This is a genomic window from Vicinamibacterales bacterium (assembly GCA_041659285.1).
Lineage (GTDB): Bacteria > Acidobacteriota > Vicinamibacteria > Vicinamibacterales > UBA2999 > 12-FULL-67-14b.
On record JBAZYO010000009.1, the window covers coordinates 151,793 to 173,569 of the forward strand.

The 21,777-nt window shown below is 66.2% G+C and carries 18 protein-coding genes; 6 read left to right on the forward strand and 12 right to left on the reverse strand.

Features of this window, described 5'->3' with window-relative positions:
• Positions 1–246: 246 nt before the first annotated feature.
• The 6 genes from WC815_15975 to WC815_16000 all read right to left on the reverse strand — a co-directional run bounded on the left by WC815_15975 (position 247) and on the right by WC815_16000 (position 7,929).
• Positions 247–2,952: a M14 metallopeptidase family protein gene (locus WC815_15975; protein ID MFA5910279.1), complete on the reverse strand. Its 2,706-nt coding sequence runs from the start codon at positions 2,950–2,952 to the stop codon at positions 247–249.
• Positions 2,953–3,011: 59 nt separating this feature from the next.
• The gene (locus WC815_15980; protein ID MFA5910280.1) at positions 3,012–4,019 is read right to left on the reverse strand and encodes a hypothetical protein; all 1,008 of its coding nucleotides are present in this window, start codon (positions 4,017–4,019) and stop codon (positions 3,012–3,014) included.
• A 113-nt stretch (positions 4,020–4,132) separates the two neighbouring features.
• Positions 4,133–4,951 (reverse strand): HEAT repeat domain-containing protein, encoded by an 819-nt coding sequence (locus WC815_15985; GenBank protein ID MFA5910281.1) that lies wholly within the window; start codon positions 4,949–4,951, stop codon positions 4,133–4,135.
• Positions 4,948–6,459 carry a HEAT repeat domain-containing protein gene (locus WC815_15990; GenBank protein ID MFA5910282.1) on the reverse strand — a complete coding sequence of 504 codons (1,512 nt, stop codon included), beginning with the start codon at positions 6,457–6,459 and terminating at the stop codon, positions 4,948–4,950. Before WC815_15990 ends, WC815_15985 begins: the two co-directional genes overlap by 4 nt.
• 101 nt (positions 6,460–6,560) lie before the next feature.
• Positions 6,561–7,355 (reverse strand): zf-HC2 domain-containing protein, encoded by a 795-nt coding sequence (locus WC815_15995; GenBank protein MFA5910283.1) that lies wholly within the window; start codon positions 7,353–7,355, stop codon positions 6,561–6,563.
• A 4-nt stretch (positions 7,356–7,359) separates the two neighbouring features.
• Entirely contained in the window at positions 7,360–7,929 is a 570-nt protein-coding gene (locus WC815_16000; GenBank protein ID MFA5910284.1) for a sigma-70 family RNA polymerase sigma factor, read from the reverse strand.
• Between the two features lie 155 nt (positions 7,930–8,084).
• On the opposite strand from WC815_16000, the gene WC815_16005 reads away from it, so the two are divergent.
• Together WC815_16005 and mscL are read left to right on the forward strand one after the other, a co-directional pair.
• Positions 8,085–8,585, forward strand: a complete 501-nt coding sequence (locus WC815_16005) for a putative metal-dependent hydrolase (protein ID MFA5910285.1) — start codon at positions 8,085–8,087, stop codon at positions 8,583–8,585.
• A gap of 76 nt (positions 8,586–8,661) precedes the next feature.
• Positions 8,662–9,009 carry a large conductance mechanosensitive channel protein MscL gene (gene mscL / locus WC815_16010; GenBank protein ID MFA5910286.1) on the forward strand — a complete coding sequence of 116 codons (348 nt, stop codon included), beginning with the start codon at positions 8,662–8,664 and terminating at the stop codon, positions 9,007–9,009.
• A gap of 43 nt (positions 9,010–9,052) precedes the next feature.
• On the opposite strand, the gene WC815_16015 is transcribed toward mscL, so the two are convergent.
• Both WC815_16015 and WC815_16020 read right to left on the reverse strand, forming a co-directional pair.
• Positions 9,053–9,226, reverse strand: coding sequence for a hypothetical protein (locus WC815_16015; protein MFA5910287.1), 174 nt, complete (start codon positions 9,224–9,226; stop codon positions 9,053–9,055).
• Positions 9,227–9,304: 78 nt separating this feature from the next.
• The gene (locus tag WC815_16020) at positions 9,305–10,879 is read right to left on the reverse strand and encodes an FAD-binding oxidoreductase (GenBank protein ID MFA5910288.1); all 1,575 of its coding nucleotides are present in this window, start codon (positions 10,877–10,879) and stop codon (positions 9,305–9,307) included.
• 74 nt (positions 10,880–10,953) lie between these two features.
• Here WC815_16020 and WC815_16025 point away from each other — a divergent pair, with 74 nt between their 5' ends.
• Positions 10,954–11,724, forward strand: coding sequence for a DUF1223 domain-containing protein (locus WC815_16025; protein MFA5910289.1), 771 nt, complete (start codon positions 10,954–10,956; stop codon positions 11,722–11,724).
• A gap of 39 nt (positions 11,725–11,763) precedes the next feature.
• Here WC815_16025 and WC815_16030 read toward each other — a convergent pair whose 3' ends face one another.
• The 3 genes from WC815_16030 to WC815_16040 are packed head-to-tail and all read right to left on the reverse strand — an operon-like array spanning position 11,764 to position 14,303.
• Positions 11,764–12,408, reverse strand: a complete 645-nt coding sequence (locus tag WC815_16030; protein MFA5910290.1) for a LysE family translocator — start codon at positions 12,406–12,408, stop codon at positions 11,764–11,766.
• The gene (locus tag WC815_16035; GenBank protein ID MFA5910291.1) at positions 12,405–13,316 is read right to left on the reverse strand and encodes a DUF1684 domain-containing protein; all 912 of its coding nucleotides are present in this window, start codon (positions 13,314–13,316) and stop codon (positions 12,405–12,407) included. Before WC815_16035 ends, WC815_16030 begins: the two co-directional genes overlap by 4 nt.
• A gap of 39 nt (positions 13,317–13,355) precedes the next feature.
• Positions 13,356–14,303 (reverse strand): COX15/CtaA family protein, encoded by a 948-nt coding sequence (locus tag WC815_16040; protein ID MFA5910292.1) that lies wholly within the window; start codon positions 14,301–14,303, stop codon positions 13,356–13,358.
• A 60-nt stretch (positions 14,304–14,363) separates the two neighbouring features.
• Here WC815_16040 and WC815_16045 point away from each other — a divergent pair, with 60 nt between their 5' ends.
• Together WC815_16045 and WC815_16050 are read left to right on the forward strand one after the other, a co-directional pair.
• On the forward strand, positions 14,364–15,632 hold the full coding sequence (locus WC815_16045; protein ID MFA5910293.1) for a PQQ-binding-like beta-propeller repeat protein: 1,269 nt from the start codon (positions 14,364–14,366) through the stop codon (positions 15,630–15,632).
• Between the two features lie 75 nt (positions 15,633–15,707).
• Positions 15,708–18,161 (forward strand): ABC transporter permease, encoded by a 2,454-nt coding sequence (locus WC815_16050; protein MFA5910294.1) that lies wholly within the window; start codon positions 15,708–15,710, stop codon positions 18,159–18,161.
• A gap of 82 nt (positions 18,162–18,243) precedes the next feature.
• On the opposite strand, the gene WC815_16055 is transcribed toward WC815_16050, so the two are convergent.
• A complete protein-coding gene (locus WC815_16055; GenBank protein MFA5910295.1) occupies positions 18,244–20,469 on the reverse strand; it encodes an STT3 domain-containing protein in 2,226 nt (741 codons plus the stop codon).
• A 265-nt stretch (positions 20,470–20,734) separates the two neighbouring features.
• On the opposite strand from WC815_16055, the gene WC815_16060 reads away from it, so the two are divergent.
• Positions 20,735–21,748 (forward strand): N(4)-(beta-N-acetylglucosaminyl)-L-asparaginase, encoded by a 1,014-nt coding sequence (locus WC815_16060; protein MFA5910296.1) that lies wholly within the window; start codon positions 20,735–20,737, stop codon positions 21,746–21,748.
• The last annotated feature ends 29 nt before the right edge of the window (positions 21,749–21,777 follow it).

Consider the following 21,777-nt stretch of genomic DNA (forward strand, 5'->3'; position numbering starts at 1 on the left):
GCGGGGATGCGGATTTAGTGACTTGGGGATTTGGTGATTTGGTGATTTGGGATCAGGATTTGGCGATTTGGCGATTTGGCGATCTGGCGATCTGGCGATCTGGCGATCTGGCGATCTGGCGATCTGGCGATCTGGCGATCTGGCGATCTGGCGATCTGGCGATCTGGCGATTCCAAATCACCAAATCACCACATCCCTCAATCAGTGTTCCAAATCACCAAATCACAAGATCCCCAGATCACGAGATCATCGGCCGATCTGCCCGGCCGTCACCGCCGTGGACGGCCCATGGAAGATGGCGTTGAAGATCAGCTTGAACGTCGCGCGCGGCTGCGCGCGGAAGTCCACCTGGCTGCCATAGGTCACGACGTAGCCCTTGCCGATGCGGAACGAGAGGATGTTGGCCTGATCGCGCAAGTACTCCTCGCCCAGTAACCACCCGCTCTGCAGGATGTCCTTGGTCGGGTAGCGCGACACCACCTGCGTCTCGATGCCAAAGCCCGGCCGCAGGCGATAGGCCTGGTCGCCCTCGAAGAACACCGGCCACGCCGCGGGCATGCCCCACGCCACGGGGTTGTTGGTGTCGAACTCGTTCTGCAGCAGCGAGCCGGGGCAGAAGAACAGCGACTCCGGATCGGCCACGCGATCGCGGAGCGTCTGCATGAGTCGCGCGGGACTGCTGAACGCGTCGCGCAACGTCGCGTCCGTCGATGCCGCCACACCACCGCCCGCGGGCGCGGCCTGCGGACCAAACCGCGGCCGGCCTTCCGGCAGCGCCTTCTCGATCGGAAGGTCGAGCAGCTCGCGCGCCGTCTCCACCGCTGAGCCAATCGCGAGCAGCGTGCCGCCGTTCTCGACAAACGCGTGCAGCTTCTTCCAGCCCTCTTCACCCACGCCAAACGCCCACGACCACTCGGCCGGGTCGTTCCTCTTCGGATCCAGGCCGGTGACAATGCGGGCCTTCGTGGTGTTCGACGGCAGCAGGATGACGTCGTACTTCGCGTTGAGGTCGCCGGCGAAGTCCTGGGACTTCACCACCTCGTGATTGATGCCGTACTGCTCGAGCATCCACAACAGCCAGCCGCCGGGCATGTTGCCGGCGCCCTTCCACAGGCCCACCTTGGTGGCGGGCTTGAGGCGGAAGCCATCCACCGCGGGCACGCGATCGACACCGGTGACCGGCGCGCCCAGCTCCTTCGCGGCCTTCTCGATGATCGGCTGCGCCGCCGGCGTTGACGGGATCACCCACGTGCCTGCGGCGTGGCCATCAAAGGCGCTGGCCGCGCGATACACCGGCACGTTGGCCTTCTGCAGCTCGGCAACGGCCTTGAAGAACCCGTACGATCCGGGATCGACGAGATACGCGCCTTTCGGCCTGGCTCCCACCGCGGTCGGCACTGGCGCGACCTTCTTCACCATCTCCAGCGACGCGTCGAAGGGCTTGTCGATCGCGTCAACCGTCACACCGGTCAGCATCCACAGCGTGTGGCCGGTCACGTCGTAGGGCGGCTCGGGCGGCCCTCCCGGGAAGATGCGGAGGTCCGGGTAGACCTGCTTCTCGAGCATGGTCTTGGCGAACCCGCCATAGGGCTGCGCGGTCTTCACCACATAGGATCCCGCGGCGTAGGGCTTGCCGTTGGCGCTGAACGGAGCGGTGGCGCGATGGATCTCGACGTCACCGAACTCCAGGATCTCCAGCATCTCGTAGGTCGCGAACTGATCTCGTTGCGCGGCCGGCACCACGAACGCGTAGGGCCCCTTGCTGTAGTTCACCCAGTCCTTGTGAACGGTGTAGAAGTTGTAGAGCCATTCGCGCCCGTACTTCGCGACGTGCGACATGCCGGCCAATGCGGCCGTGACGCCGTAGTCCACCTGCTGGCCGAGCGTCCACGTGTCTTTCGAGTAGGGCACCGGGAACGTCGCCCGCGAATCCTGCGGCCCGAGCGGTTGCCCCTTCCGTGGATTGACGTAAGCGTCCGCCAGGTTGCTGTTGGCAATCTCGGTCAGGATGCGCGGCTGGCCGTGATAGACCATGTACTGCCGCGCCGGCGACCACATGTCGTAGTTCTCCGTCCACGCGACACCCTCCTTGCCTTCACCGATCAACGCCGACGCCATGGCCTGTCCCACGGTCGCCTGTCCCAGCGCGAGCAGCGGATGCATGTTGGGGTCAAAGGGATCCGTGAACGGCGGCACGAAAATGCGCGACCCGTTCGGTCCCTGCTGGTGCATGTCGTGGGAGATGATCGGCTTGTACTTGTTCTGCACCGCCTCGATGTTCAGGCGCGTCTCCTTTTGCGTGAACATGAACCAGTCGCGGTTGTCGTCGTGTCCGACGTACTTGTGGTACAGGTCCGGATACACCCGGTTGAACGGGGTGCCCTTGGTCTTGTACCAGTGATCGATCACGAGGTGCTGCCCGTCGGGATTCTGCGACGGCACCATCAACACCACCGAGTTGTCGAGGATCTCCCTGATCTGCACGGTGTTCTCGGTGGCCAGCCGGTGCACGATGTTGATGATGGCCTGGCCGTTGGAGACTTCGGTGGAGTGGATGGTGGCGTAAACGAAGTAGAAGGGCTTGCCTTCCGCGGCCAGCGTGCGCGCCTCGGCGTCCGACAGCCCGCGCGGGTCGGCGAGGCGCCGGTTGATCTCGACGAGCCGGTCGAACTTCGCCAGGTTCTGCGGCGAGCTGATCCGCAGCAGCGGATAGCTGTTGCCCATCGTCGTCTTGCCCAGCTCCTCGTACTTGACGCGATCGGTCTGCTTCGCCAGCAGCTGGAAGTACTCGAGGATCTTGGGGTACCTCGCCAGCTCGCCGTCGGTGCCGATCTTGAACCCGAAGTATTGTTCGGGCGCCGGGACGCCCTGCCGGGCGGCGACGGGCGTCTGGACGAGAAGCGTCAGGACCAGGCCGAGCAGGCCCACGGTGGCGAGGATTCTGGTGCGCATGCGGGGATTCTACTCCCGCCAGGGGCGGCACTGAAGTGCCGCCCTGCTGACATCACTCGCTACCCGCGCTTGCGCCAGCGCGGCCCGTGAATCGCGAGATCGACGGCGTCCCCCGGCGACTGCACGGCCAAACCATCGGCGCGGGCGTCGCGGACGAACTTGGCGTCCACCTTGTGGATGCGCATGCGCACGAGCTGCTCTTCCGAGATGGTCACGAAGCCGACCTCGCGCATGGCGCGGATGTAGTCGGGCGTCACCTTGTGGATGCGGAACTTGACGAGCTCGTCGATGCTCATGCCGCCGAAGCCGAGCGCCTTCAGCTGATCCATCTCCTCGGGCGTCACCTTGTGGATGCGCATCTTCACGAGGTCTTCGGCGGGCACGTTGCGATAGCCGCGGGTGTCGAGCGCCTTGATGAACTCGGGCGTGACCTTGTGAATGCGGAGGCGGACCACCTCCTCAACCGACTGGCCGCGGATGCCGGCGGCCTGCAGCGCCTTGATGTTGGCGGGCGTCGCGCCATGGATGCTCATGCGCACGAGATCATCGACCGGGATGCCCTTGTAACCCACCGCCGCGAGGTCGCGGATGAACTCCGGCGTCACCTTGTGGATGCGCGTGCGCACCACCTCGTCGATCGGCAGGTTCGGATAGCCGGCCTGCGAGAGGCCGCGCACGTGGGCCACCGTCACGTCGATCATCGCGAGCCGCACGATGTCGTCGGTGGAGAGGTTGCGGTAGCCGGCCGCACTCATGTTGGTGATAAAGGCCTGGTCCGCCGTGAACGTGTAGGTGCCGCTGCCGCGGCCCTGGTCGAACGACCCGGTGAAGCGGAACGTGCCGGCCTCGCGCGTCCAACTGAACTGGATGTTGTTGGCCGTGCTCGACAGTGCCGACGAGGGGAGCCCCGCGAGGTCGCGGAGCTTGACGCCGAAGCCCCATCGACTGTCGCCCGCGTTGCCGCGCAGGTTGAACTGCACGCGCGGCCCCCCATCGTCGTCCCGCCACGTGTTGCGGGAATCCGCGGTCCAGTCACCACGATACGTGGCAGGTTGGGCCTGGATCACAGCGGACCAGGCGACCTGCGCTGACAGAAGAGTGAGGGTTAGAACGGCGAGTCTTCGCATAACGGTGACCTCGAGCCTTTGGATGGTTCGAGGTCACCGGAGGGTTGGAATTCCTACCGCAGAACTTCCTCGAAGAACTTGAGGGCCCGGGGGTCCTTCGATTGGCCGAGCCAGAACATGGCCTGTTTGCGCACGGCCGGGTTCTTGTTGGTCCGGGCCTGCTGGATGAGCAGCGGCACCCCTTCGTCCCTGGGCAGCTGGCTCAGGGCGAACACCGCTTTCTTCTTCACCTCGGTGTCGGGATCGTTGTCGATGACGGCGGTGATGGTGCCCACCGCCTTCTGCCCTGCCCGCTGTGCCAGCCAAAAGAGCGCCGAGCCGCGGACCCTGGTGCTGGCGTGATCGCGGGCCAGGCCCACCAGGCTGTCGAGCGCGGCCTGCCCCTCGTGCATGGCGATGGCCGTGACGGCCGAGTCAACCAGGCGGTTGGTGGCGGACGATGGCGCGACGAAGGTCTTGAGGTAGCTCAGGCTGTCGGCGGCGGACACGTTGGTGAACCAGTGCACCGCCTTGCCGCCGGCATCCAGCGGACACTCCGCGGAGTAGCTGCGAATCCGCGACACCTGCCCGCCCTCGACACGGTAGAGCACGAAGAAGAAGTCTGCCGGCTCGAGCAGCACGGGCGCAGTCGACACCGTGTTGCGGAAGTTGTCGTTCCAGAAGTCGCACATGTGGCGGTCGCCGTCGATCACCGGCACGGCGTAGCCAATCCACGTGGGCTCGGTGAGCCTGGCGGCGAGGGCCGGCAGGTCTTTCGCGAGGCCTGCCGACACCGTGTGGTTTTCGAGACGCCCGTTGCTCAACCGCGGCGTTTGCGCCGCAACCGGCAGCGACAAGGTCAGAAGCGCGAGAGTCGCAACCAGCGCCCTCATTTGTTCAGGATCTCCATCAGGTAGTCGAGCGCGACCTTCGACTTCATCAACGAGAGCTTCGACACCATCTCGCGCTTCATCGCCGGGTCGCTTTCCTTCCGGGCAATGGCGACCAGCGACTCGGCGTTGTTCTGGATGAACAGCGAGTTGATCACCGAGCGCTTGATGTCGGCGTCCTTCTCTTTCGCGTAGATGCCGACCAGCGCGTCGCCGGTCTTGTCGCGCCCCATCGTCCCCAGGTGCAAGACCGCGCGGCGGCGGAGGTCGGGGTTGGTCTCGGTGTTGGCAACCTCGATCAAGTGCGCGGCATCGCCACCGACGAACAGCGACTGGAGGATCTGGCGCTTCACGTCAACGACCGATTCCTTCTGGTACATCTGCCACAGCTCTTCACGCGCGCCCATCACGCCCAGCTGGCGCACGGCTTCCTGCCGCAGCTCGGGCACCTTCTCGGTGTTGGCCGCCGCCAGCACGCGTTCCTTGTCGCCGGCCACCATGAAGGAGCGGAGGATTTGGCGCTTGATGTCCACGTCGGTGGCGCCGGTGTAGATCTCGGCGAGCACCGCGCGGTTCTCACGGGTACCGTTCACGCCCATGTACTGGATCGCGCGACGTTGTACGTCCGGGTTGGAGCCGCCGCGGGCGACCTGCGCGAGCACGGTGCGGGCGCGGACCGAGTTGCTCTGCGCCAGCACGAACAGCGCGCGCGCCTTCAGTTGTGGCGACGCCGTTCCCTGCAGGAGCTTCTCGAGCATCGGCACGGCCTGCTCGGGATCCGAGTGCTGCAGCCCCTGGATGGCGAGCAGCTTCAGCTCTTCGTCAGACTCGGCCTCTGGCCGCGGCGCCTGCCCCGCGTTCTGGCGGACCTGCAACTCGAGCGCCTTGGCGTCGGCCACCCAGCGGCTTTGCGGGTAGGTCTTGATCAACTGGCCAAGCGCGGCCAGGGCATCGGCCTGTTGGCTCAGCTTGTCGAGCGCATAAGCCTTCCAGTAGAGCGCCGCGTCCACCCGCGTCGCGTTCTGGGCGTCGATCACCGACGTGAACTGCTCCGCCGCCCGCGCCCACTGGCGCCGCTCGAGCGATTCCTGGGCGCGCTGATAGGCCTCGTCCACGCGCTGCCGGCGCTCGGTTTCCCGCTGCTTCGCCTCTTCAGCGCGCTGCTTCGCTTGTTCTTCAGGCGAGCGCTGTTCGTCCACGCGCCACACGCCGGGCGCCAGCACGGCGCGCGCGCTATCGATGGCCACCACCTCGGCGAGCCGGGCGGCATCGACCACGGCCGGCAACTCGGCGAGGTTCGCCAGGTTGGCGAAGTCCGCCAGCCGCGGCAGGTCAGCCAGCCTTGGCAGGGCCGACAGGTCGGGCATGGGCGGCATGGCCGGCATCGCGGGGATTGCCGGCATAGGGGGCATGGCAGGCGGCGGGGGAATGACCTGGCCGACGGCCATCGCCGGCATCGCCAGCACGCCGCAGGCCAGCGCAATCCGACAGGTGTTGATTACTGCTCTCATCGTTCGTTCTCCATGTCCGTTCGGCGCCAGGGCGGTACGGCGGCACTGAAGTGCCGCCCTCCTGGCAACCGGTATTCAGTTTCGCAATTCACTCCGCGGCGCTACGAAATGGGGAGCCGCTGCGGAGGCCGATCGCCAGCCTCGCGATCGCTACGGGTTCGGTTACGCATCTCCGAGGCAATCACGCGCACGCGGAACAGCAGGTCCTGGGCGGTGATGCGCGATTTCAAGTCAGACAACTCGTTAGACGTGACATCCGCCGGAGCGTTGGCAATCTCCAGCAGCACGCGCTCGAGATCCTCGAGCACGTCGGCGACGCCGGTGTCGCCCGACTGCGTGGCCGACTGGCGGATGAGGCGATTGGCCGCCACCAGATCCGAGGCGCGCGCCTGCTCGCCGGCAAACACGCCGGCCTGGTCGGCGTCGTTATTCACCAGTTCGGCGAGCATCATCTGCGTGCGATCGAGGTGGTCGCCGACGGCTGCGTGCAGCACGCGATCGGGCGACGCGTCGGCCGCCACCGCGGTGTCGGGCGAGACGCCGGCCGGCACTCCACCGGAGAACCGGCCGGCCATGAAGGCGACGAACACGAGCGCGGCGACGCCGCCGGCCAGCGCCCACTGCGGGAACCAGAAGAGGGAGCTTGTCCACCGTAGCGCGGAGCGCGAAGGTGGAAGCTGTGGCTCGAGCCGCGCCCACACATCGCGCTCGAAGCCGGGACGCGCCTCCACCGGAGCCGCCGTCTCGACCAGCGTGAGCACGCGACGCAGTTGCGCATTCGCGGCCTGGCATTCTCCACACCCGGCCAGGTGCGCATCGACGCGCGTCTCATCCGCGCGATCGATCTCACCGTAGTAATGGAGGATCAGGTCTTCTTCAGAAAGGTGGTTGTTCATACGGTTACGGCTGCACGAACGGCCCGAGCGCGTTCCTCATCTTCTTCACGGCGCGAAAAATGCTGTGCTTGGTCGCACTCGTCTTCATCCCGAGCTTCTCGCCCACTTCCTCGATCGACATGCCTTCGACGTGGCGCAGCGTGAAGGCGGCGCGCTCGAGGGCGGTCAGCAGCGCGAGCGCCTCGTTCACGCGATCAGAGATTTGCGCGCTGGCGGCCACACGCTCGGGCGTCGGCTGCGCTTCGGCGCCGCGCTCGCTGAGCGGGCCCTGTTCGAGATCCACCGGATCGTGGGCGTCTTCACGATGGCGCCGGCCGCGAATGAGGTCGATCGAACAGTTCACCGTGATCCTGTGAAGCCAGGTCCTAAAGTCGGCCCGGGCCTCGAACCGGCTCAATTGCTTGTGCGCCTTGAGCCACGCTTCCTGCACCACGTCTTCCGCATCCTGGGCGTTGCCGGTCATCCGGTGCGCCAGCGAGAAGAGGTAGCGGGAATGGCGATCGACCAGCGCCCGAAACGCATCGCGGTCGCCGTCGCGGGCCTTGGCGACTACTGCCGCGTCGCGTTCATCCATCCCTGTCACTTGGACGGGTCCAGGGGGAAATGGTTGGGTCACAAAACGGTGCTTGAGTGCCGAGGTGCTATAGTGCCGGGTTAAGCAGAGCTTTATCGTTTAGAATCAACACTTTACGCTTGAAATTTCACTGACTGGAAGGGCATCATTCGGCCATGGACCCACGCTATCCGACCGGCAAGTTTGTCTTCGATCCCCAGGTCACACCCGAAACACGGCGTATTTCCATCACCACGATCGGCAGCTTTCCGGCCGAACTCAAGGCCGTGCTGCCCGGGGCCGACGTCGACCGCCCCTATCGCGAGGGTGGATGGACCGGGCGGCAGGTCGTGCACCACATTGCCGACAGTCACATGAACGCCTTCGTCCGCTTCCGTCTCGCGCTCACCGAAGACAAGCCGACGATCAAACCCTACAACGAGGCCGCATGGGCCAAGCTCGCCGACTCGACCACCGAGGATCCGGCGGTGTCGGTGCAGATTCTCGACGGCCTGCACCACCGCTGGCATGTGATGCTGGCGTCGCTGGCCGACGCCGACTTCGCGCGCGCCGCGGTGCACCCGGACCATGGACCCGTGACGCTGGAGTGGTTCCTGCAGCTATATGCCTGGCACGGACGGCATCACATCGGGCATTTGAAGCTCACGGGACGGTAACCGGCGGGGCGGCAATACGTGACGGGGCGACACTTGTCGACGGGGCCGCAACACAGGACGGGAACAGGTGCAACCGATGCTGGGCGAATTCCGAGAGTTCATCGCGAAGGGCAACGTCATGGATCTCGCCGTGGGCGTGATCATCGGCGCGGCGTTCCAGAAGATCGTCGACTCGCTCGTGAATGACCTGGTGATGCCGTTGGTCGGCTTCGCGCTGGGCGGCACCGACTTCACCAACCTGTTCGTGGTGTTGCGTGAAGGCACCAAGGCCGCGGCGCCGTACGCCTCGCTCGCGGAGGCCAAGGTGGCGGGCGCGGCCGTGTTTGCTTACGGATCCTTCATCACGCAGGTGGTGCAATTTCTCATCCTGGCGTGGATCGTGTTCCTGATGGTCAAGGCCGTGAACCGCATGCGGCGCACGTAACAAGAGGTCAGAGGAAACCGAAACAGAAGATCCTGGACTCCTGTTACAGCCTGAACAGGTAACTCAGTTTCAGGAAGAACCCGTCACTGGTCCGCCGCAGCCTCGCGGTGCGCGGATCTTCATCGAGGTTCGCCAGCGTGTTGCCATACCCCGCGAACAGCACCGTGCCCGGCATCGGTTGATACGAGAACAACCAATCCGCCCGAAACGACTTCACGTAGGTTTTCGCAGCACGGTCGTAGCCGCCCGCTGCATTGCGGATGTAGAGCGGCGGCGGAAGGAACGGAGTGGCCAGCTAGTTCGCCGGGAAGATCACGCCGGGGGCGAGCGAGCCGTGAGGATCGAGGCTGTGCTTGAGGGCGCGCATCGCATCGACACCTTCGGTTCCGTAGAGCCGCCTTAGCAGTTCCTGCTTGATGGCGTTGCGGCCGACACCGTGCTCGGCCAGCGGACATCCCCCCATCGCGATCACGGCATCGCCCAGCGCCAGGATCGCCTCCTGCCCCTTCTTCACGTCGTCCGCGCTCTTCGGGATGACGTTGGGATGGACGTTGCCGTCCGAGATGTGTCCCCACACTGCGAGGTCGAGCCCGCGCTCCTCGAAGAGGCGCCGGCAGGTTCGCATCATGTCGGCAAACCGGTCGAACGGCACGATCATGTCAGCGGCGGTCTTGTAGATGCCCGGATCGATCTGCTGCTGCGCCAGCGCCACGCGCCGGTTCACGCCCGCGGGCACGGCCTCTCGCAACTCCGCAAACGCCACCACGCGGGCGCGATGCTCCGGCAGCGCAATCTCCGCATCGTCCAGGGCGCCATGGTGATCGAGCAACGCGCAGAACCTGCGGAGAGGTGAATCAGCCGCGCCCTCCTCCCGTGCATTGGCCAGTTGACTCCACAAGTCGGCTGCGGCTGCCTCCCGCGAGAGCTCGATCTCGATCAGGAGGACGATGCCAGTCCCGGATGGGAGGGTGATGTCGAGCTTCTTGTCGATGCCGTCTTCCCTGATCACGGCAATCGACCGCGCGTCGATGTGCTCGATGGCGGAGATGTCGATGCCGAGCGGGTCGTTGGTTCGCCAGGTCTGCTGCGAGGCGGCGCGGAGGTCTCCGGCCAGGCGTATGCCGGCGTCCTCATCCGAGACGGGGACCAACACGTGACAGCGTGCGGCCGGTAGCGGCGCGGTCCGGAACACCACTTCCGCGATCACAGCGAGGGTCCCTTCGGATCCGATGAATAGATCAACCAGGTCCATGCCTGGCGCGACGAAGTAGCCGGCGGAACGCTTGGGGACATCGGGCATGCGCAGCGCCGGCAGCGTGATGCGGTGGGATCCCGATGACGTCGCGAACTCGAGCACGTCCGAGTCGGCGACGATCGATCCGCGCGTGATGTCCAGGATGTCGCCGTTGGCCAGCACCACCGTCAGGCCATCCACCCACTCGCGGACCGTGCCGTACTTGAACGTGGCCGCGCCAGCAGCGCAAGTGGCCACGGCGCCGCCGGCGGTGGCGCCCAAATACGTTGGCACCGGCGGGAACCAGCGACCGCGTGGGGCCAGCAGATCCTGCACCGCTTGCAGGGTCACGCCCGCGCCCGCGCGAACGTGGTCGCCCTGCATCTCCAACCGCGTGAGGCGTCCGGTGCTCAGCACGACATCGCCAAGGGGCGTCGCGCCGCCGGTCAACGACGACTGCGCCCCCACCGGCAACACCTGTGCGCCCGTCGGGAGAGCCCTCAGGAATGACGCCACCTCTTCGACCGTGCGCGGACGCACCACCCCCGCCGAGCGTCCACCGGGGTAATGGGCCGCGTCTCGCAGGAACTTCGCGACGAGGTCGGGGTCGGGGTCGGGATCGATGGGGATGCTCAAGGTGCCTCGGGTGCGTACGGTGCCTAAGGGTGCCTGGCGGCTAATGCCAAGGTGCCTGGTGCTACGATGGCGCCATGAAGCGTTGGGCCTGGCTGATTGTATTCGTGATTGCCGGCACGGCGAGCGTGGCGTCAACCCGCGCCGGCGGCGAGACCGAGCCCACATTGGTGCTCGCGGAACTGTTCACGTCGGAAGGTTGCTCGAGTTGCCCGCCCGCGGATCATCTGCTCGAGACGCTGTTGAAAGAACAACCGATCAACGGCGTCTACGTGGTCGCGCTCAGCGAGCACGTCACTTATTGGGATCACCAGGGCTGGCGCGATCCGTTTGGGTCCAACCAGTTAACGAACCGCCAGACGTCCTACGGCCGCGGGTTCAACATCGAGAGCATCTACACGCCGCAACTCATCATCGACGGCGTCTCGCAGTTGGTCGGCAGCGACGCGCCCCGGATTGAGAAGGCGCTGACTGATGCCGGGCGGGTGCCGAAGCCGAAGATCACAGTCGCAGCGACCTGGAAGGACGGCGAGATCTCCATGACCGCGTCCGGCCCAGGCGTCGAAGCCATCGGCGCCGCCGGCGCGGAGTTGTGGTGGGCGGTGGCCGAGGATGACCTGGTGGTGGACGTGAAGCGCGGCGAGAATGCCTCGCGCACGTTGCATCATTCGGGCGTCGTCAGGCTGCTGCGGTCGAGCGACGTCGCGAAAGGCGCCGGGCGAGCGGCCATGACGCTGCCATTCAAGTCCGAGGCGAAACGCGAGCATCTTCGGGTGGTGGCCTTCGCGCAGTCCAGGAAGACGCGCCAAGTGATCAGCATTGGGTGGACCAGGGTCAAGGAGGACTAGGGTGCCTAGGGTGCCTAGGGTGCGAGGGTGCGAGGGTGCTCAGAGAATGACGCGAGCGCTCAGGCCGATAAGTGCGAGGCCTGTGGCAGTCTGCAGCACGCGCCGCGTCCATGGCCTGATGAACCAGCGGCGCATGGCGTCGAGGCCCGTGGCCCAGGCCGAGTGGCAGAGGAACGCCATCGTCACATGCGATGACGCGAGCAGCGGGTAGTAGAGCCGCGACGCGCCGGCGGGAATGAACGTCGGCACCACCGACAGGTAGAAGCTGATGATGACGGGGCTCAGCAGGTTGATCGCGAGTCCGTCGCCGAAGTACGCGCCGGCGTGCGAACGTGCCGGCGCCGCATCGGGATTCGGCGACATCCGGATGCCGCCGTCCGGCTCATGCCACGCGCGCCACAGGCTCAACAGGCCGAGCCAGGCCAGAAACACCGAGCCGCCGATCTTGATCGCGTAAAGCGAGCCGGGCCAGAACGCGACCAGCACAGACAAGCCGAGTCCGCAGGCGGTGGCGATGGCGCTGTTGGCGGCCGCGGCGCCGAGGGCGGTGACGTAGCCGGCACGCCGGCCGCCCTCGAGCGTGTTGCGCACCACCACCGCCGTCGTTGACCCCGGGGTCACGACGAGGATGAAGGTGAAGGAGAGGTAGGCGAAGAAGCTCGGGTCCAGTCCCGTCGCGATCACTTCCTCAGCACGGCCGCACTCGACGTGGCCTCGGCGTGGTACCGCTTCTCACCCGCTTCGATGCGCACCGGCAGCTTGTTGGCCGAGGGCGGCAGCGGGCACGTGGTCCACGGGTTGTAGGCGCACGGCGGGTTCTGCGCGCGGTTGAAGTCGAGCGTCACCTTGCCGTCGGCGGTGGGCGCGTCGGTGTAGAGGAACCGCGCCGAGGGATACGTCGCGTCGGCGCTGGTCAGGTCACGGAAGACAAACCACAGGCGGTCGCCGGACTTCCACGCTTCCATGTTGGCCGTCTTGCCGGCGATGGTCACCGCCACGTTGCCGGGCACGGTGAACGGTTCGAGGTCGCCGAGGATGGTCGGCGCCTGGATGACCTTGGGCGCGGCCAGCGGCGTGAACGTGCCCGTCACCTTGAGGGCCGGGTTCGCCGGAAACCACTTGAGGCCCTTGAAACCCGTGCGCAGCGGCGCCTTCTGGTCGCGCACGCGGATGGCGAGGCGCGGGCCGCTGAAGTGCAGGAAGAACGAGGTGCTCTTGTAGGTGATGAGATCGGCCGGCCGATCTTTCTCCGAGAGGCGCAGCGGACCGTCTTTCACCGGCTTGCCGTTGTAGGTCAGCGTCTGGCCGTCGGCCGCCTTGATGGTGACGGTGTTGCCGGTCATCGTGATCACGCCCGCCTGCTTGGGCACATCGGCGAACTCGAGCACGATGTCGTTGAGCGGGTCAGACCCGAATTTGTTCTCGCCCGGATTCAGGAAGTGCAGCCCGGCCACGGTAAACCATCCGTTGTCGGCGAGCAGGGCCTTTTCGCGCTCGGCGTGGAACGCCTTGAGCGCGGCTTCGTCATAGGTGGTCTGCGCGCCGACACTGGTGGCGACCAGCGTGAACACTAACAAGCTGATGCGTTTCATTGTTCCCCTCAATGCGCGAATTCTACCGGATGGGCGGGACTAAAGTCCCGCCCTCCTGGAGGGCGCTACCGCTGCCGATCCTCTCCAGCTCACGAGCAACATCACCGTTTCGGCGCCGAGTAGCAGGCTTGCCAGGGTTAGATGCCCCACCTGGGCGCCCGGTAACAGAGAAACATACGCCATGACCACACCGAGCGCCACCTGCCCCGCCGCCAGGGCCAGCACGACCCAGGACCAGCGAATCAACGCAGTGTGGCGGTCGCGCATGGTCACCAGCCAGAACGTCAGGAGGAAGGCGCCCAGCAGCACAACAACGGCGGCGTCGCGATGGATGACGCTAATCGAACCCAGGGTGGCCAGTGCGCTGTTGCGCGCCACGCCGGCGTCGAAGGCGGCGTCCACGCCGCCGCGCACCTGCGTGCCGAGGGCGATTTGAATCAACGTCACCACGATGAGCGAGAGGACCCAGGGTCTGACCCCGCGCTCGATTGAAGAAGGGGTCTGACCCTGCCGCGGTGTTGCCCTCACCGTGACGTACAACAACATCTGCACGATCACCAGTGCGACGATCATGTGAGCCGTCACGATCCACGCCGCCAGTTCGTGCGCCACGACGCGGCCGCCGAGCCATCCCTGGAATCCCGTGAGCAGCAGGGCGCCGATTGTGGTCCAGAGAATCCGCGGGTCGCGGCGGTGGTGGCGCCACGCCGACACCGCGGTGGCCAGGATCAGGAACCCCACCGTCACGCCGAGCAGGCGATTGAGGTACTCCGTCCACATCAACGTCTGGTTGAACTGGGACGGCTCGAACTGCGGCGGCAGGTCGGCCGCCGACATCGGCGGCACCCACCCGCCGAAGCAACGGGGCCAGTCCGGGCAGCCCAGCCCGGCGCCCGAAGCGCGGACCAGGCCGCCGACCAGGATCAGGAAATAGGTGGTCGCCGTCGTCCACAGGGCGAGGCGCTGGAAGGATGAAAGACGGCTCACGTCTCCATTATCGCTCCCCGCTCGCCGGTCGCGGAACCAGGAACCGCGTATGCTGCCGACGTGTTCATCACAATCGCTCGACGTCGATTGGCGGAGCTGGCGGCCGCCATGCTTTGCACCGCGACCGCGTTGGCTCAGCCGGCGTCATCCCCGATCGCTGCCCTTCGTACCAGCCCGGTTGAAAAGTTCGCGGTCAATCCCGGTTTCAGGGACTGGGCGCCGTCCGTCGTCTCGGGCACGACGATCGTGGCCGGCAACTCTTCGAATCGCGGCGGCCTGTATGCCATCGATACCGTGAGCGGCAAACTGAAATGGACGGCGCGGCCCATCGGACTGGCGCGAGGCAATCCGTTCGTCGCGACCGCGCCGGCAATTGCCGGCGACCTCGTGATCGCTCCCATGGCACACACGCTCGTGGCCGTGACGTTGAGCACGGGCAAAGAAGCCTGGCGCGGTCCGCAGACGGCGCAAGGCGCGGCGGTGGCTGCCGGCGCAGGCACGGCCTTCGTCATGGGCGAGGATCGCGTCTTCCATGCCGTTGACGCGGCCACCGGAAGGACCAAGTGGACGATGCCGTTTGCCAGGAGCGGATCGTGTGAGGCCGTGCCGGTGTGGCGCGACGGCACCGTCTACGTGAGTGCGGCGGTCCTGGTGACGGCGGCGGATGCCAACAAGGCGGCGAGCTACTACACCCACTTGTTTGCGATCGACGCGGTCACCGGCAAGGAACGCTGGCGCTATCCAGCGGCGCCGGTCGCCGGCAACAACGTTGGCGTGTGCCTCACACAGCCGATCGTCTCCGGCAATACCCTGTTCGGCACGGCCGCATCGACGCTCCATGCAGTGGACGTGACCTCCGGCAAAGGCCGTTGGACCGTCGAGATCCGCCGGCCGGTGGAAGGCCGCGTGCGCGCCGTCGAACTGAGTGGGCTGGTGGACGCTGGTCCGGTGCTGGCTGGAATCACGTCCGGTTTCCTGATTGCCTTCGACAAGGCGACCGGGCAAACCGCATGGGAAGTGAAGGGGCAATACCGCACGAACAATCCCTCGACCGCGGTTGCGGGCAAGGTCCTCTACTTCCAGGGCCATCCGGGCGCCGAGCCGGCATCGGAAGTCCAGGATCGCATCGTTTATCAAGGCGGCAAGCCTGTGCCCACGGTTCCCGTGCTCCCGGGCGGCCGCCTGAATGCCATCGACCTCGACACGCGCGAGATCCTGTGGTCGTTCTCACGTCCCACCGTTGAGCCCAACTGGCCGTTTGGATTCGTCTCGGCCGTTGACGGCGGATTGTGGGTGGATTCGTATCAGGCGCTCGTGAAGCTGCAATAAGCGAGGCGTCAGGCGGCGGACGCCATATCTCGAGCCCCTGAAACATTCCCGACTCAATCTCAGTCTACTGGGGGCATGGCCATCCTGTCCGACCTGCGGTACGCCGTCCGGCTGCTCCTGCGCACGCCGGTCTTTTCCCTGACCGCCATCCTGTCGTTGGCGATTGGCATCGCCGCCAGCGCCACGATTTTCAGCCTGGGCGACGCGTTGCTCTTCTCCCAGACGGCGGGCGTCCGCTCGGCGGGGGACGTGATCGACATCGGCCGCTCCACCGAGGGCAGCGGGTTCGACAACATGTCGCATCCGGCCTTCGCATATTTACGCGAGCACTCACGAAGCCTTACGTCGATGTCGGCCGTGGACTTTGGCGGCGGCCCCATGAGCCTGGGCGGCAACGGCACCAGCGAGCGCATTTTCGCCACCATGGTGTCGGCCAACTATTTCGACACCCTGGGCACCCGCGTGGCCCTCGGCCGGTTCTTCCGCGCCGATGAAGACGTGGTACCCGAAGCGCAGCCGGTCGTGGTGTTGAGCCACGCATTCTGGATGCGGCGGTTCAACGGCGACCCTGACGTGCTGCAGAGGCCCCTCCGTCTCAACGGCCGCGACTTCGCGGTGGTGGGCGTGGCCGAGCCCGGTTTCCAGGGCGCGTCGATGATTGGCACCGAGATCTGGGTGCCCATGGCGATGATGGCCACGGTGCGCGGCGCCGCGAATTCCGACATGCTCACCAATCCGCGGGCGGTCTGGCACGTAGCGTTGGGGCGTATGAAGCCGGGTATCAGCCGCCCACAGGCGCAGGCCGAACTCAATACCCTCATGGAGGCGTTCAAGGCATCGGAACCACGGGCCAACCGGCGTCACGGCATCTCGGTGCTGCCGATCAGCCGCGTCCCCGGTCCCATGCGGCTGCCATTCCTCGCCTTTCTCGGCTTCCTGTTCGCGCTATCGAGCACGCTGATGGCCATTGCCTGCAGCAACGTCGCCGGCATGCTGCTGGCCCGGGCGGCGGGCCGCCGGCGCGAGATGGCGACGCGCCTTGCCGTGGGCGCGAGCCGCGGCCGCTTGATCGGCCAGTTGCTAACGGAAACCGCGGTCCTGTTCGCGGCCGCCGCGGTCGCCGCGCTCCCGCTCACTATGTGGCTGATCAACGCCCTCGAGAGTTTTCTGCCAGCGCTGCCCGTGATGATCAACCTCGACTTGAGCGTCAACCTGCGGGTGATGGCTTATGCCATGGGCATGGCGCTGGCCACCGCGGTGCTGTTCGGCCTGGCGCCGGCGCGTCACGCGCTGAGCGGCGAGCTGGCGCCGATGCTGCACGGCGCCAACGCGACAGCCGACCGCAAGCGCTTCCGCCTGCGCAACGCCCTCGTCACCGCGCAGGTTGCGTTGTCGCTCATGCTCGTCGTCACCGCCTTCCTGTTCGTGCGGACGCTGCAGGCGGCCGCGCACATCGATTCCGGATACGACACGGCCAACATCCAGATTGCCTCGGTCGACGTCGGACTGTCCGGGTATCGCGGTCAGACCGCCGCCGCGCTGACGCACCGCTTCCAGGAGCGGTTGCGCTCGATCAGGGGCGTGACCTCGGTGGCCACGGCGCGGATGATTCCGCTGCAAGGCGGCGGCTTCGGCCTCGGGGGGGTGTATGTGCCCGGCAGGCAGGGCCCGGACCGCGACGGAACCTGGGAGGCGGATTGGGACGTCGTGTCACCCGAATACTTCCAGACCGTTGGCATGCGAATCGTTGAAGGACGCCCGTTCGCCGACACCGACCGCGACGGATCCACCATGGTCGGCATCATCAACGAAACGTTCGCGAAGCGCGCCTGGCCGGGGCAATCGCCCGTCGGCAGGGTCTTCGAACAGGGCGTGAGCGAAACGGAACGGCGGCCCATCTTGATCATCGGCGTCGCCATTGACGCCAAGTACCGCTACATCAGCGACGGACCGCGATCGTTCGTATATGTGCCGATGGCGCAGCAACCAATGAACCGAGTCGAGTTCTTCATCAAGCACGCGGAAGGCCGGCCAATCACGAACGAGCTGCGCGCCGCGTTCGCGCAGGTCGAGCCGAACGTGCCGATCGTGCTGCTCCAGTCGTTCGAGGAGGCCACGGCAATTGGGTTGTTGCCGCAAAAGCTCACGGCCTGGATCGCCGGGAGCGTCGGCACCATCGGCGTCCTGCTTGCGGCACTGGGGCTCTACGGCCTGATGGCGTTCCTGGTCACGCAACGCACGCGAGAAATCGCCATCCGCATGGCGCTGGGCGCATCCGAGGGCGACATGCGCTCGATGGTGCTGACCCAGGCCGCGTGGTTGGGGACGACGGGCGGCGTAATCGGACTGGTGTTGGCGGGTGTCATCGGCACGCTGGCGCAAAGCCTGCTGGTCAACGTGCCGGCCATCGATCCGATTGCCTTCGGCGGGACCGCAGTGCTGTTTGCCGTCGTGCTCGCCGCCGCCTGCTGGCCACCCGCCAGGCGGGCCGCTGCCACAGACCCGGCGACGGCGCTCCGCGCAGAGTGAGCGGATTTAGTGATTTGGTGACTTGGCGATCTGGAGATTTGGCCCTCAATTCACGAGATCACCAATTCACGAGATCACCAAATCAGCGTTCGATCACTTCGAACACGCGCACCATGGGACTCTCGTTCGGCTTCTGTTGCGACTCCCGGAATTCCTGCGCCACCCGCAAGCCGGTAATCGCGGGCACCGGAAACGCCGGCTGCCACGGGGTGCGGCCAACGACGACGAACTCGGGACCGCTGGCGGCCGCCGCCTGCTTCGCCTCCTCCGCGGTCGCGTAGGACTGGGCGTTCGACACTTCGCAGAACTCGCGTCCGGTGTCGTCCCGCAACTGGCGCTTCCGCACCACCCACGTGCTGTTGACCGGCGCCGCGGAGCGGCCGCCCAACACCATCAACCGGTACGCCATCGTCTGGTAGTAGGCCTCGTTGTAGATCCAACTCGGCTGCCACGGATCGGTGTCGCGGTCGCGCGTGTAGCAGAGCGAGTAGAAGCGTGAGGTCGGGATGCCGGCCCAGTCCGCCAGGTTCTGGAAGCGCCCGGCGAGCGCACCGCTGCCGGCATCACGGAACGGCAGTTCCCAGTCCACCACGACAAATCGCGCGCGAGCGGCCGTCAGGATGTCGAGCGCCGCGGCGTCATCCGTCGCGGTCAGGAACGCAGCCGACACCGGCGCGCCACCTTGCGTCGGGTTCGAGACCGGCACGCGATGCGCGGCCTGGACGAGCCAATAGCCCTGGTCCCACCAGTTCATCACCGTGTAGCGGGCCGGAGGATTGGACGTGCCGTAGCGAGCCAGGTAGTAGCCGGGGGCATCGAACGGTTCGGGCGTCTGGGTTCGCAACCACTGCATGGTCGCGGCCCAGTAGTCGGGCATGCCGCCCGCGCGCGTGGTGGTGAGGGCGGCCGGCACCAGGTTGGGCGCGACGGCAATTCCCGCGACCAGCACGACCGCCACCTCGCGCTGCATGGGCAGCCAGGTTTTCACCTTCGGCTGCGGATTCCCGGCGTGCGGCACGCCGCCCCAGTTGAGCAGGCGCATGCACAGCCATCCCACCACCAGCGCCGATGCCGGCACCAGGTAGTAGCCGAACCGGTTCTGGCCGATCGTGGCCGCGTAGTTCACCACAGTGAAGATCACGATGAGCAGGTGATCGAGCCGGCGCGACTTCCACAAGCTCGCCGCCAGGAAGACCACGGCGACGATGCCGGTGTAGAAGCCGCTGCGGAAGAAGGTCCACGGCTGCGTCCAGACCCAGTTGCCGGTGTAGAGAAAGAGCGGCCGCGCTTCGAGCACCGCCATGCGCGTCGGATCCGGGCGGAACCGCGCGAGATCGATCGTCACCTGCCGCACGAGATCCGGGGCCAACACCGATACCGCCAGCGCGGCCACGGATGACATCGATAGCAATATCAGAGCCGCAGATGACGCAGATGACACAGAAAACCAACTGGTCTCGGGTTGCGTCGCCATCCACCCAATGAGTGCAGAGACGCCGAGCAATGCGACCAACGAGGTGATCTGCGTGTTGTAGCGGAAGAGGCCCGGGTCCTGCAGGGCTAGAACCAGGACCAGCGCGACCGCGGCGGTGACCACCGCGGCGCGAGCAGCCGCCACGACCGCCTCGCGCGTGAAACCCATGAGGGGCGCGAGCACGACCCAGCCGGCGAGGATCGCGACAAAGTACGCGCCACTCCCCCAGGCGAGCAGGTACAGCCCGAGAAAGACGCCGGCGGCGACAGCCCGGGGCAGCCACTGCCACTTGTCCACCGTAGCCTTGGCGAAGGTGGAGGCCAGGCACGCCAATGTCGAGAACGACAGCAGGACCTCGAGCGCGTGGTGATCGACGAAGCCGACGAGCGTGCGATCCAGGAAGTGGCCTGGAAGCACGGCCGCGAGCAGCCCGGCGATCAGGCCCGCGCGCCGGTCGAACGCGATGGTGCCCAGCGCCCACACCGCGGCCACCGCCAGCACGCCGATCACCGCCGGCACGAGGGCGGCGACGCGCTCGATGTAAGCGGTGGACGCGGCGGTGCCCCGCGTGAGCACGACCGCGGTCGCGATGATGGTGTCGAGGAGCGGGGCGACGGCGACGTACTGGCCGTTGGGCGACGCGTACGGATCCACGGTGACGCGATGCGGGAAGTTGCGGACCTGGCTCTCCGCGAGACGGACGTGGTACCAGGCATCGGTCTCGAGGAAGTTGACGCGGGCGCCGCCGAGCACGTCATCCCACGGAGCCCACAGACGCAGAGTGGCTGCTACGCAGAGGATGAGGAAGAGAAAGACCAGATCCTGTTTCTTCACAGATGACACGATGATATTCGGCCAGGGCCGCAGATGACGCAGATTACGCAGATCTCAAAGCCTTTCAGACCTTCTGCGTCATCGGTGTCATCTGTGGCCCTGGTTATTGGTCGGCGTCATCCGCGGTCATGGTGATGTAGCATCGGCCGCGGAGGGGTGTTCCATGGCAAGAAAACTGAGTCGTCGAGAGTTTGTTCAGGCCGGGACTGCGGCAGGGGTTGCCCTGGGCGCTTCGACATCTGTGTTCGGGCAGGCGCCAGCGGTCGTGACCAACACCGTGAAGCCGGTGGTCGTGGCGTCCAACAACGGCAACGTTTACAAGAACGGCGGCACCGAGACCGGCGTGCAGAAGGCGTTCAACCTGATCACCAGGGGCACCGACGTGCTCGACGCGCTGGTCGCGGGCGTCAACAACTGCGAGCTGGACCCGGCCGACACCAGCGTCGGCTACGGCGGTCTGCCCAACGCCGACGGCATCGTGCAGCTGGATTCGTGTTGCATGCACGGGCCGACCAGGCGCGCCGGCGGCGTCGCCGCGATTGAGGGCGTGCGGACGCCATCGCTGGTGGCCAAGGCGGTGCTCGAGCAGACCGACCATCACCTGCTGGTCGGCAAGGGCGCGCAAGACTTCGCGCGCAACATGGGCTTCACGATCGAAGACGACCTCAACACCGAGACCTCGCGCCGGCTGTGGCTCGAGTGGAAGCGCCGCATCGACCCCGACCACTACCTCGATCCCAAGAAGCGCGGCCAGGCCATGCAGATGGCGGGCCTCAGCATGGTGAAAGACGGGCTGATCGATCCCGATCACTACTACGGCACGATCAATTGCGACGGCGTGAACAGCAAGGGCGAGGTGTGCGGCGTGACGACCACCAGCGGACTGGCGTGGAAGATTCCGGGACGCACCGGCGACTCACCCATCCTGGGCGCCGGCCTCTACGTGGACGGCGACGTCGGCGCCGCCGGGTCAACCGGCCGCGGCGAAGCCAACCTCTACAACCTCTGCTCGTTCCTGATCGTCGAGCAGATGCGCATGGGCAAGTCGCCGAAGGACGCCGGCATGGAGGCGTTGCGGCGCATCCAGAAGAACACGGTCGAGAAGCGCCTGCTGAACGCGCGCGGCCTCCCCAACTTCGGCATCAACTTCTACGTCGTCAACAAGAGGGGCGAATACGCCGGCGTCTCGATGTATGCGGCGACCTACGCGGTGTGCACGGAGAACGGGCCGCAGACGCTCAACTGCGAGCCGCTGCACCCGGGCCGCGCATCCGAGTAGGCCTTTGGCTTGGGGCTTGGGCCTTGGAA